At 76.1% G+C, this 11,783-nt stretch carries 9 protein-coding genes and 1 pseudogene; 6 read left to right on the top strand and 4 right to left on the bottom strand.

From position 1 onward, the window contains the following. Positions 1-3 precede the first annotated feature (3 nt). The 4 genes from ACFP3R_RS21365 to ACFP3R_RS21350 all read left to right on the top strand — a co-directional run bounded on the left by ACFP3R_RS21365 (position 4) and on the right by ACFP3R_RS21350 (position 6,483). Positions 4-1,134, top strand: coding sequence for an alkaline phosphatase family protein (locus ACFP3R_RS21365; protein ID WP_380638128.1), 1,131 nt, complete (start codon positions 4-6; stop codon positions 1,132-1,134). Positions 1,135-1,277: 143 nt separating this feature from the next. After that, positions 1,278-4,913, top strand: a complete 3,636-nt coding sequence (locus ACFP3R_RS21360; protein WP_380638127.1) for a DEAD/DEAH box helicase — start codon at positions 1,278-1,280, stop codon at positions 4,911-4,913. Between the two features lie 18 nt (positions 4,914-4,931). Beyond that, positions 4,932-5,525 carry an acetoacetate decarboxylase family protein gene (locus ACFP3R_RS21355; protein ID WP_380638126.1) on the top strand — a complete coding sequence of 198 codons (594 nt, stop codon included), beginning with the start codon at positions 4,932-4,934 and terminating at the stop codon, positions 5,523-5,525. A gap of 205 nt (positions 5,526-5,730) precedes the next feature. Next, positions 5,731-6,483, top strand: a complete 753-nt coding sequence (locus ACFP3R_RS21350; protein WP_380638125.1) for a class I SAM-dependent methyltransferase — start codon at positions 5,731-5,733, stop codon at positions 6,481-6,483. 9 nt (positions 6,484-6,492) lie between these two features. On the opposite strand, the pseudogene ACFP3R_RS37840 reads toward ACFP3R_RS21350, so the two are convergent. Next, positions 6,493-6,949 (bottom strand): annotated as a pseudogene (locus ACFP3R_RS37840) (P-loop NTPase family protein); the annotation flags it as partial. Beyond that, on the bottom strand, positions 6,919-7,092 hold the full coding sequence (locus tag ACFP3R_RS21345) for an ATP-binding cassette domain-containing protein (protein ID WP_380638124.1): 174 nt from the start codon (positions 7,090-7,092) through the stop codon (positions 6,919-6,921). The gene ACFP3R_RS21345 and the pseudogene ACFP3R_RS37840, both read right to left, overlap by 31 nt. Before the next feature lie 11 nt (positions 7,093-7,103). Here ACFP3R_RS21345 and ACFP3R_RS21340 point away from each other — a divergent pair, with 11 nt between their 5' ends. After that, positions 7,104-7,424, top strand: a complete 321-nt coding sequence (locus ACFP3R_RS21340) for a TetR/AcrR family transcriptional regulator C-terminal domain-containing protein (RefSeq protein ID WP_380638123.1) — start codon at positions 7,104-7,106, stop codon at positions 7,422-7,424. Here the strand turns inward: ACFP3R_RS21340 and ACFP3R_RS21335 are convergent. After that, a complete protein-coding gene (locus ACFP3R_RS21335) occupies positions 7,408-8,613 on the bottom strand; it encodes a cysteine desulfurase-like protein (protein ID WP_380638122.1) in 1,206 nt (401 codons plus the stop codon). The two genes, ACFP3R_RS21340 and ACFP3R_RS21335, sit on opposite strands and share 17 nt — an antisense overlap. 150 nt (positions 8,614-8,763) lie before the next feature. On the opposite strand from ACFP3R_RS21335, the gene ACFP3R_RS21330 reads away from it, so the two are divergent. After that, positions 8,764-10,356 (top strand): glycoside hydrolase family 64 protein, encoded by a 1,593-nt coding sequence (locus tag ACFP3R_RS21330; protein WP_380638121.1) that lies wholly within the window; start codon positions 8,764-8,766, stop codon positions 10,354-10,356. A gap of 69 nt (positions 10,357-10,425) precedes the next feature. Here the strand turns inward: ACFP3R_RS21330 and ACFP3R_RS21325 are convergent, their stop codons facing one another. Beyond that, a complete protein-coding gene (locus ACFP3R_RS21325) occupies positions 10,426-11,748 on the bottom strand; it encodes an aminotransferase-like domain-containing protein (protein ID WP_380638120.1) in 1,323 nt (440 codons plus the stop codon). Between the last annotated feature and the right edge of the window lie 35 nt (positions 11,749-11,783).

Genomic DNA, 11,783 nt, shown 5'->3' with positions numbered 1-11,783 from the left:
GGGGTGGATCTCCTGGTGCCCCGGTACGGGGAGGGCTCGCTGTCCGACGTGGTGCCGTCGCTGCTGGCCGGGCTGGGGGTGCCGGGCGCGGTGGACGTGCTGGGCGTCTCCGGGCCGGCCCGGGTGTGCGTGCTGCTGGTGGACGGCCTGGGGTGGCGGCTGCTGCGGGAGCACGGGGAGGACGCGCCGTTCCTGTCGTCCCTGGCCGGGCGGGCGATCACGGCCGGTTTCCCGGCCACCACCGCCAGCAGCCTCGCGGCGCTGGGCACCGGGGCGCCGACCGGTGAGCATGGCCTGGTCGGCTTCTCCTTCGCGGAGGGCGGCGAGCTGCTCAACGCGCTGCGGTGGAGCCGGTACGACGCGGCCGGGCACGTGGACCTGCGGGAGTCGCTGGTCCCCGAGTCGGTGCAGCTCCGGCGGACGGCCTTCGAGGCGGCGGCCGGGGCGGGGGTGGCGGTGCGCCTGGTGCTGCCGCGGGAGCACGAGGGCAGCGGCCTGACGCGGGCGGCGCTGCGCGGCGGGCGGTTCGAGGCGGTGCTGGGGTTCGGCGACCTGGTCAGCCGGGTCGGTCGGGCGCTGCGGTCGGCGGACCGGGTGCTGTGCTACGCCTACCACGGGGACCTGGACGCCCTCGGGCACGTGTACGGGCCGAGCAGCGAGCCGTGGCGATGGCAGCTGCGGTTCGTGGACCGGGTGGCCGAGGCGATCGCCGCCGGGCTGCCGGAGGGCGGGGCGCTGGTGGTGACGGCGGACCACGGCATGGTCACCGCCGGTGAGCGGGTCGACCTCGACACGGTCGGTGGGCTGCGGGAGGGCGTGCGGGCGGTCGCCGGTGAGGCGCGGGTGCGGCACGTGTACACCGACACCCCCGATGACGTGCGGGAACGCTGGTTGTCGGTGCTGGGTGAGAGGGTGTGGCTGGTATCGCGGGCGGAGGCGGTCGCGGCGGGCTGGTTCGGGCCCCGGGTGGCCGGGCACGTGCTGCCGCGCATCGGTGACCTGGTCGTGGCGGCGCGGGACTCGCTGGTGCTGGTGCGCTCGGAGGCCGAGCGGTTCCAGGCGGGGTTCACCGGGCACCACGGCTCGCTGACCGCCGTCGAGCAGGAGGTGCCGTTGCTGGTGGCGGGCCGCTGAGGTCGGTCGCGCGGCGTGGTGGCACGGGTCGGTCGCGCGGGTGTCGGCCGGTGAGCGGGTCGGCGGTGCGGGCAGGCGGCGTGCGTGGTCGGGATCGGCATAGCATCGCTTGTCGGCCCGCCGGGTCGGGACGGAGGCGGTGAGTGGAGCACGGGTCGCCCGTGGTGGACACGTCGGTCGTCGGGGTCGTGGCCGCCCGGTGGGGTGTCCGGCCGGAGCCCGCGATCGCGCGCTACGCCGAGCCCGGGTGGCAGCTGTCGCCGGTGCCCCTCGACCCGCCGTGCCCGAGGTGCTCCGGCGAGTTGCACGGGCTGTACCGGGCGCACCCGCACCGGGGCAAGCACCAGCTCCAGGCCGCGGTGGCGTGCCCGACGTGCCCGGCGACGTTCACGCTGCGGGAGCTGAAGCTGTCCCAGCGGTCGGTGCTGGGTGAGCTGCGCCCGGAGGCGGTGTCGCGGCGGATGGCCGAGGACGCCCAGCTGGCGGCCCTGACCCAGCGCACCCCGCCGACCCCGGAACCGGCGACGCGACCCACGACCACGCGACCCACGACCGCCCAGCCCGCGACCGCCCAGCCCGCGACCGCCCAGCCCGCGACCGCCCAGCCCGCAGCAGCCCAGCCCGCAGCAGCCCAGCCCGCAGCAGCCCAGCCGCCGACCACGCAGCCCGCAGCAGCCCAGCCCACGGCCACCCGACCGCCGACCACCGGGCGCGCGGAGCCGGAACCCGGTCCCACCGCCGGGAAGCGGCGTGCCCGCAGGTCGGCCCCCGCCCCGACACCGGCCGACACCCGGACGCACCCCGAGCCGCACCCCGAGCCTCATCCCCGGCCGCCCCTCGACACCCACCCCGACACCCACCCCGAACCGGCCCCGGAACCACCCCTCGGCCCGGTCCTCGGCCCGGCCCCCGAGCCGGTCCGCACCGGCCGCCGCGTCTCCACCGTCGCCATGGCGGCGCGCATCCGGTCGATCCTCAACGGCTCCGAGGCCGCGCCCACCACCCGCGAGGCGGACCTCCCGACGCTCCCGCCCGCCGTCGGGTCCCGCCCGGTCTGGTGGCGCAAGACCGTCGACCCGGCCCTGGACGTCCCCGACGTCCCGCCCGGCGTGGACGCCCGCGTGGTCCTGCCCGACCGGCCCGAGTTCGACGACCTGCGCGCCCGCCTCGACCGGGCCGGGGTGCCGTACCGGCCGGTCCGCCACTGGCTGGAGCAGGAGGACGTGACGGCCGACGCGGCGTCGGCCTGGCTGTCCGAGGTCGGCGGGGTGGTGCCGGAGCGGTGCGAACCGGTCTCCGGCGAGGCCGCGCGGGCCGCGCGGCTGGCGTTCGAGGTGCTGTGGGACCTGCACGAACCGCCCGGCGAGGTGCCCGCGCCCGTGCCGGTGGAGCGGTTCGTGCCCGCCGACTGGGCGCGGTTCCTGCCGTTCCCGGTGCTCAACCCCGCGCAGACCCAGGCCGCGCCCCACCTGGTGGACGGCGACTCCCACGTGCTGATCACCGCGCCGACCGGCGCGGGCAAGACCGCGATGGGCATGATGGCCGTGCTCAAGGCCATCCTGGAGGAGGGCCGCAAGGCCGCCTGGCTGGTGCCGCAGCGCTCGCTGACCGACGAGCTGGACCGGGAGCTGGAGACGTGGCGCGCGCACGGCCTGCGCGTGGAGCGGCTGTCCGGCGAGTACGCGGTGGACGTGGAGGCGGTCAAGGCCGCCGACCTGTGGGTGGCCACCACCGAGAAGTTCGAGGCGATCTGCCGGGCCGCCTCGCTCCAGGCGGCGCTGGGCGAGGTCGGCTGCCTGGTCGTGGACGAGATCCACCTGCTGGGCAGCCCGGGTCGGGGCGCGCTGCTGGAGGCCCTGCTGGCGCGGGTGCGCGGCGCGGACTCGCCGGTGCGCATCGTCGGCCTGTCGGCGACCGTGTCCAACGCCGCCGAGGTCGCCGAGTGGCTGGAGGCGGAGCTGGTCGCCACCACCTGGCGGCCCTCGCGGGTCACCTGGCAGCTGCCGACGATCCCGGCCGCCTCCGGGTTCGCCGCGAGCAACCGGCAGCGCGAGCAGGTGGTGATCGACCTGACCCACCGGCACACCGCCGAGGGCGGCAGCGTGCTGGTGTTCTGCGGCTCCAAGCGCAACGTCCGGTCCACCGCGATGGCGATCGCGGCCGACCGCGGCGCGCCCGTGCACACCGTCGCCGCCGACGACGTGGACGGCCTGACGAGGGTGTGCGCGGACGTCGGCGTGCGGCTGCACTACGCGGACTACGAGCACAAGCACGCCGCCGAGCGCGCCTTCCGCGGGCGCGAGGCGGACGTGCTGGTGGCCACCTCCACCGTGGCGGCGGGCGTGAACCTGCCCGCGCGGGCGGTCGTCGTGCGGGACGTGTCGATCGGCGGCGAGCCGATGGACACCTCCACGGTGCTCCAAATGTTCGGCCGGGCCGGGCGGATCGGCGCGGGCGAGACCGAGGGCTGGTCCTACCTGGTCGTCGACGAGACGCAGCGCGCCGGGTGGCAGACCCGGCTGGTGGCGGGCTACTCGGTGTACTCCCGAATCCGCGAGTCGCTGCCCGACCACGTGCTGGCCGAGGTGCTCCAGGGCCGGATCCAGACGACGGACGACGCGCAGGCGTGGTGGGTGGAGACCCTGGCCCACGCGCAGGGCGACGACGACCTGGAACCGGTGCAGGAGGCGGTGTCGTTCCTGGTCGACGAGGGGCACCTGGCCCTGGTGGACGACCGGCTGTCGATCACCGAGCTGGGCAGGCTGACCGCGCGGATGATGGTGTCCACCCGCACCGGCCACCGCCTGCGCCGCACGCTCGGCCTGCTGCCCGTGCCGCGGGACCCCGACGAGGCCGAGACCGCGCTGAGCCTGGTGCTGTCGGTGGCGGTGCCCGACCTGGCGGGCATCCCGGTGCCCGAGCCGGTGCGGCCCGCCGTGGCCACGGTGATCAAGGCGGGCGGCCGGACCTCGCGGATCACCAGCACCACGTCGGTCAAGGGCCTGGGTTCCCAGGCGTCGACCGCGCCGGGCGACCTGGCCTGGGCGGCGCTGCTGCTGGCGGCCCGCTCGCCGCACCTGTTCGACGCCGGCAGGCCGGGCCGCCGGGTCGCGGGCGGCATCCCGCTGACCACCCTGCACCAGGTGTACGAGCAGGCGCCCCGGTTCCTGGCGTGGCTGGCCGCGCAGGGCGCGCTGGGCTCGGTGCACCCGTGGATCGCCGTGGTGGCGGCCGACCTGGACCACCGGGTGCGCTGGCGCTCGCTGGTCCCGGCGCGCGGCTCGGGTCGGCTGCTGTGGATGTGCGAGGAGATGGCGACCCGCCCCCACCTGAGGACGCACGTGCCGGACCTGTGGCGCTCGGCGGTGGCGCGGGGCGTGCGGTCGCCGGACTGGCCGCCGGGCCGGTCGCCGGCGGGGTGCGTGCTGGACCACGCCGGGTACACCGCGCTGCTGCGCGAGCGCACCACGAACTACGAGCTGACCGCACACGCGTCGGGGGCCGTCGCGACCGGTGGCACCGGGGCGGCGGTGGTGGCCTGGCGCGGCCGGGCGCGCACCGAGCCGACCACGTCCGCGTCGACCGTCGCCTACCCGGAGCCGGAGGACGGGGCGGACCCGGGGGCGGGGGTCACGGGGGTCGCGGTGTTCACCCGGCGGGGCGACTACCGGGCGACCGGCTGGCTGGCCGCCTACACCGCGGTGAACCCGCCCGAGGAGGCCCCGCCGCCGAGCCGCCCGCGCCGGGGTCTGGGCGGGACCACGACGCGGCGGCCCTGATCGGCGCAGAATGGTCCCGTGACCTATCCACCGGAACCGTGGGTGCTGCACGGCGAGGCGCAGGCGTCGCTGTGGTTGGTCGACGTGGCCAGGCTGCCGCCCTCGCCGGTCCGCCCGGTCACCGTGCGGGGCCGCGCCGTGGTGGGCACCGCGTTCGTGGACTACCGGCCGCCCGGCCTGGTCTACCACGAGCTGGCGGTGGCGGTGCTGGTGCGCCGCGGGTGGCGGATCGGTGTGTCCGTCACCCAGATCTGGGTCGACAGCCCGGTGTCGCGGGAGGGCGGTCGCGAGCTGTGGGGCATCCCCAAGGAAGCGGCGACGTTCGACTCCCCCACCTCCGCCCACGACGACCGGGGGCCGATCGCGAGCCTGGCCGTCGCCACCGCGCGCCGGGGCCTTCGGCTGCCGCTGGGGACCTCGACCTGGCAGGTCCTGGGCGCGGCCCTGGCCCGCACCCCGCTGCGCGCCACCGCCCGCGTGGCGCCGCTGCGCGCGGCCTGGCAGGTGAACCCGGCGGGCCCGCTGAACTGGCTCCCGGCCCGGCCGCTGGTCAGCGTCGCGCTGACCGGCCTGCGGCTGCGCTTCGGGCCGCGCGCGGCAGGTCCGGGGTGACGGCAGGGTCGGGTGGCAGCAGGGTCGGGTAACAGCAGGGTCGGGTGACGGCCGCCCGACCGGCGCCCAACCATGCGCGCCGGACCCCGCGCCGGCGACCGGGACCGCGCTCCCCCCGCTGCCGACCGCCGCCCCACCGGGCCGAGGCGGTTCGCCGGGGTGAAATCGGGTGCGGCCACCGGGTCCGCCTGCCACCCTCGACCCCGTGCCCACGTTCGAAGACCTGGTGACCGAGGGCGCGGCCGTCCCGACCGAGGGCTGGGACTTCTCCTGGTTCGACGGCCGCGCCACCGAGCAGCGCCCCTCCTGGGGCTACTCGACGCTGATGGCCGGGCGGATGGCGGCAGCCCGCGCGGCGCTCGACGTCCAGACCGGCGGGGGCGAGGTGCTGGCCTCGATCCCGGTCGCCCCGCCGGTGCTGGCGGCCACGGAGTCGTGGGCGCCGAACCTGGCGATCGCCCGGCGCACCCTGGCGGGGGTCGGCGCGACCGTCGTCCACGTCGGGGACCACGACGACCTGCCGTTCCCGACCGACCACTTCGACCTGGTGGTCAGCCGCCACCCGGTGACGACCCGCTGGGACGAGGTGCGCCGCGTCCTGCGCCCCGGCGGGACCTACCTGGCCCAGCACGTCGGCGCGGGCTCGGTGCGCGAGCTGACCGACTTCATGATGGGTCCCCGGCCCGTCGACCCGGGCCGGAGTGCCCCGTCGATCGCGGCCGGGGCCGAGGCCGCCGGCCTGGAGGTGGTCGACCTGCGGCAGGAGGCGCTGCGGATGGAGTTCCACGACGTCGGGGCCGTGGTCCACTTCCTGCACAAGGTGATCTGGATCGTCCCCGACTTCACCGTGGCCGCCTACCGGGACCGGCTGGTGGAGCTGCACCGCTTCGTGGAACGCCACGGCCCGTTCGTGGCGCACTCGCAGCGGGTGCTGGTGGAGGCGCGCGAGGTCGGCTGACGGCGGGCCGCGGCGCTGGTGCCAGACCGGCTCGTCCACCTCCACCACCCGGCCGTCCGGGGCGAAGCGCAGGTAGCGGTCGAAGTCGGCGGCGAACCAGCGGTCGTGGGTGATGGCCAGGACGGTGCCGGTGAACGCGCGCAGGCCGTGCTGGAGTGCGTCCGCGCTCGCCAGGTCGAGGTTGTCGGTCGGCTCGTCGAGCAGCAGCAGGGTCGCGCAGGTCGGGGCGGGCGTGGGTCTGGGTGGAGTGGCCGGGCGCGACGCGGGCGCCCAGCTCCACCGCGCCGGTGTGCGGCACGTCGTCCGCCCCGCCCAGCAGCCGCAGGAACCGCGTCTTGCCCGAGCCGTTGGCGCCGAGCACGGCGACGCGCTCGCCGAACCACGCCTGGGGGTCGAACGGACCGGTCAGGCCGGTCAACGCCGGCTCCGAGCAGGTCAGGGCGCGCTTGCCGGTGCGGCCGCCCCGCCGCTGGTGGCGACCTCGCCCGAGGCCGGTCGCAGCTCGCCGGCGACGAGCCGCAGCAGGGTGGTCTTGCCCGCGCCGTTCGGGCCGACCAGACCGGCCGTGACGCCGTCGCCGACGCGGAACGAGACGCGGTCGAGCAGCACGCGGCCCGAACGTGCTGGAGCGCACGGAGTTCCTCCAGGGCGCGCTGGCGTCGGCGGGCTTCACCGGCGCGCACCTGGCCGCCGCCACGCACGGGCTGGCGAACTTCGTCATCGGCTCCGCGCTCACGCAGTCGACCTGGCACAGCGCCGAGGTGCTGGCCGCGGCGCGCGAGCACCTCCGGACGCGCGCCGACGCCTACCCGACCCTGGCGGCCAACGACCACCTGGCCGACCAGGACTGGGACGCCCTGTTCGAGCGGGGCCTGGACCACTTCCTGACCGGCCTGGCCGGGGGTCGCCAGGGGGGACCCCCGGTCAGCCGGCCCCGGTGAACCGCGCGAGGCCGTCGAGCAACCGGTCCACCTCGGCGTCCGTCGTGTAGGCGGCGAGGCCGACGCGCAGCCCGCCGGTGTCCCCCAGGCCCAACCAGCGGGAGGTCTCCAGCGCGTAGAAGGACCCGGCGGGCGCGCTGACGCCCAGCCCGGCCAGGAAGCGGTGCGCGTCGGCCGCCGGGCGGTCCGCGAAGGTCGCCAGCAGGGTGGGCGTCCGCCGCGCCGCCCGCGACCGCACGACCACCCCGGGCAGCGCGGCCAGCCCCGCCTCGACCCTCTCCCGCAACCGGTCCTCGTGCGCGCCGGCCTCCGCCAGCGACCGCGCCAGGCGCGTGCGCCGGTCGCCCCGCGACGGGACGAGGTCGGCGATGAAGTCGACCGCCGCCGTGCAGCCGGCCAGCAGCTCGTAGGGCAGCGTGCCCAGCTCGAACCGCTCCGGCACCGCGTCCGACGACGGCAGCAGCTTGTCCGGCCGCAGCCGGTCGAGCAGTTCGGGCCGCGCGGCCACGACCCCGCAGTGCGGTCCGAAGAACTTGTAGGGCGAGCAGGCGAAGAAGTCCGCGCCCAGCGCGGTGACGTCGACCGCGCGGTGCGCCGCGTAGTGCACACCGTCCACGTAGCACAGCGCGCCGCGCGCGTGGACCAGCCCGGCGATCGCGGGCAGGTCGGGGCAGGTGCCGATCAGGTTGGCGGCGGCGGTCACCGCCACCAGCCGGGTCCGCTCCGACAGCACCGCCGCCACGTCGTCGGGCGTCAGCTCGCCGGTGGCCGGGTCGAACCCGACCCACCGCACCACCGCGCCGACCGCCTCGGCCGCCTGCACCCACGGCCGCACGTTGGCGTCGTGGTCGAGGCGGGTGACCACCACCTCGTCGCCGGGCCGCCAGGTCTTGGCCAGGGTGCGCGCGAAGTCGTAGGTCAGCTGCGTGGCGCTGCGCCCGAACACCACGCCCGTCGGCTCGACGCCGAGCAGGTCGGCCAGCGCGCGGCGGGCGTCCAGCACGATGGAGTCGGCGGCGCGCTCGGCCGCGGTCACCGCGCCGCGGTTGGACAGCGAGGAGGTCAGCGCGTCCCGCACCGCGTCCGCGACGGCGGCGGGCACCTGGGTGCCGCCCGGTCCGTCGAAGTGGGCGGTGCCGGAGGCGAGCGAGGGGAAGTGGCCGCGCACGGCGTCGACGTCGTAGGTCATGGCACCCACTCTCTCCTATTGACAGCGAATGGACCTTCGGCCGACCCTATGGAAGCGCTCTCACGAATCGGTCTGGACCAGTTTCGTGAAGGCTCCGCCGCCCGTCCCTGGAACCCCGGGTGGCGGACGAACCCTGCCCTAGGAGTCAAGATGCGCACCCGAACGAAGTTGTTGAGCGCGCTCGTCGCCCTCGCGGCGGCCGGAACCGTGGCCAGCGCTCCGGCGCAGGCCGTCGGTCCCGACCTGCTGCCGCTCACCGTCACCAACAACAGCGGCCGGTCGGAGTCCGTCCACCTCTACGTCCTCGGCACCGACATCCGCCCCGGCGGTCGGCTCGGGTACGTCAACCAGGGCGGCGGCTTCACGCCGTGGCCCGCCGGCTCGAACCCGCCCTCCCCCGCGCCGGACGTGTCGATCCCCGGTCCCCCGCCGGGCGGCAGCGTGACGCTGCGCGTGCCCCGCTTCATCTCCGGTCGCGTCTACATGTCGTTCGGGGACAAGCTGAAATTCTTCTTGACGCCGGACGGCCTGGTCCAGCCCGCGCCGTGGGCGTCGGGCGACCCGAACCACGGCATCCTGTTCGACTGGAGCGAGTTCACCTACAACGACGCGGGCCTGTGGCTCAACAGCTCCCAGGTGGACATGTTCGCCGTGCCGCACGCGGTCACCGTGACCGGCGCGAGCGGCGTGACGAAGAAGACCGGCGAGCTGGTCGCGAACGGCCGGGCCAACGTGGTCAACGGCATCCGCGGCCAGGCCGGCTGGGGCGGTTCGGTGGTCACCCGGTCCGACGGCACGGTGCTGCGCGTGCTCGCGCCGGGCAAGGCCGCCGACGTGGGCCTGTTCGACCGCAACTACCTCGACCCGTACATCACGCAGGCGTGGAACGCCTACACGTCCAGGACGCTGACCGTGGCGCCCTTCGGCGACCGCCCCGACGTGCGCTACTTCGGCCGCACCTCGGGCAGCACCATGAACTTCACCAACTCCGCCGGGCAGCGGGTGGCGTCGTTCGCCAAGCCGTCCACCGCGAACGTGTGGGGCTGCGACGGCGCGCTGCACGCGCCCAACGACCAGGTGGTCGGCCCGATCGCGCGCACCCTGTGCGCGGCGCTGCACCGCTCCACGCTCGGCGTGATCGACACCCAGCCCGGCGGCGGGCCCGCCGACTTCTACCGCGGCGCGATCACCAACCACTACTCGCGCCTGGTGCACCAGAACATGGTGGACGGCAAGGCGTACGGGTTCGCGTTCGACGACGTGCAGGCGCAGGAGTCCCTGGTGCACGACGGCGACCCGAGGGCGGCGGGGATCATCCTGACCCCGTTCAGCGGTGGCGGCGGCACCACCCCTCCGCCCACCGGCGGCAGCATCGTCAGCGCCTGGCACGGCAAGTGCGTGGACGTGCCGAACTGGAACTTCACCGACGGGCAGCGCCTGATCGTGTGGAACTGCACCGGCGGGACCAACCAGCGGTGGGAGTTCACCGGCGGGGCGGTGCGCACGCAGAACGACATGTGCATGGACGTGGCCTGGGGCTCGACCGCGAACGGGGCGGCCGTGCAGGTCGCGCGGTGCAGCGGCAACCCGGCCCAGCAGTTCGTCCTGTCGGCGGCGGGCGACCTGGTGAACCCGCAGGCGAACAAGTGCGTGGACATCGCCGACTGGAACCCGGACAACGACGCGGTGCTCCAGCTGTGGGAGTGCGGGGGCACGGCGAACCAGAAGTGGCGGCGCGGCTAGGTCTTCCGCCGGTCCGCGGTGCCCGAGCGCCGGGGTGGGCGGGGATACCCGCCCACCCCGGCGCTCCGCTCAGTCCACGGCCTCGTCCTCGGGGTGGCCGTGCGCCAGGGCGGCCAGCACGTCGAGCGCCCTGGTCAGCACCTCGGCGGGAGTGGAGGCCAGGGCCAGGCGGACCGCGTTCGGCGCGTGGCCGGGCACGACCGCGAACGCGGCGGCGGGGGTGACGGCGATGCCCCGCCTCCCCGCGGCGGCCACGAAGGTCTCGGCCCGCCACCGTTCCGGCAGTCGCCACCAGCAGTGGAAGGCGCCCGGGTCGGAGCGGACGTCGAAACCGGCGAGGTGCCGGCGGGCCAGGTGCTGGCGCCGCGCGGCCAGGGTTCGCTTGCGGTCCACCACGGACTCGACGGTGCCGTCCGACATCCAGGTGGTGGCCGCGGTCAGGGCGAAGCGGCCGGCCGTCCAGCCGCCGGAGCGGGCGGCGGCGGCCACGCGGTCGACCAGGTCCGCGGGCGGGACGACGAAGCCCAGGGTCAGGCCGGGCGCCAGGCGCTTGGACAGGCCGTCCACCACGGTGGTGCGCTCCGGCGCGAGCGGCGGCAGGCCGGGGCCCAGGAACGCGTAGACGGCGTCCTCGACGACCTGCACGTCCAGCTCCCGCACGACCTCGGCCAGCTCCGCGCGCCGGTGCTCGGGCGCGGTCGTGCCGAGCGGGTTGTGCAGCACCGGCTGGAGGTAGACCGCGCGCACGCCGCTCGCCCGCACCGCCCGCGGCAGCACGCCGGCCTCGTCCACCGGCAGGGGCACGAGGGTGACGCCGAGACGGGTCGCGATCGCCTTGACCACCGGGTAGGTGACGGCCTCGACGCCGAGCCGCCCGCCCACCGGCACCAGGGCCGCCACCGCGGCGGCGATCGCCTGCCTGCCGTTGCCGGTGAACACCACGCGCCGCGGGTCGGGGCTCCAGCCGCCGCGGGTCATCGTGCGGGCCGCCGCCTCGCGGGCCGGGGCCGTACCGCGCACGCCGACCGGCGCCATCGCCTCGCCGAACCCCCGGTCGACGAGGTCGTGGAGGGCGGGCGCGAGCAGTTCGGCCTGCTCGGGCAGCACGCAGGTGTTGAACTCCAGGTCCACGCGGGCGTCGGCGGGTTCGGCCAGCGCCGGTTCGGCGGGTGGGGGCGCGGCGCGCACGAACGTCCCCCGCCCGACCTCGCCCACCGCCAGGCCGCGCCGGACCAGTTCGCCGTAGGCGCGGGCCGCCGTGGAGGCGGCGATGCGGTGCGCGCGGGCGAACCCGCGCTGCGGCGGCAGGCGGTCACCGGCCTTGAGCCGGCCGGCCTCGATGTCGCGCGCGATCCGGTCCGCGATGTCCCGGTAGTCCACGGCACCCCACATTGCACCGAGAGCATTGTTTTCATTGCACCGAGATA

This window comes from Saccharothrix lopnurensis (assembly GCF_042658445.1).
Classification (GTDB): domain Bacteria; phylum Actinomycetota; class Actinomycetes; order Mycobacteriales; family Pseudonocardiaceae; genus Actinosynnema; species Actinosynnema lopnurensis.
This window is presented reverse-complemented; position numbering and strand designations above follow the sequence as displayed.

Excerpts from the sequence above, each read along its gene's own strand:
- ACFP3R_RS21335 (WP_380638122.1), bottom strand. The coding sequence starts at position 8,613 with ATGACCTACGACGTCGACGCCGTGCGCGGCCACTTCCCCTCGCTCGCC.
- ACFP3R_RS21330 (WP_380638121.1), top strand. The coding sequence starts at position 8,764 with ATGCGCACCCGAACGAAGTTGTTGAGCGCGCTCGTCGCCCTCGCGGCG.
- ACFP3R_RS21325 (WP_380638120.1), bottom strand. The coding sequence starts at position 11,748 with ATGTGGGGTGCCGTGGACTACCGGGACATCGCGGACCGGATCGCGCGC.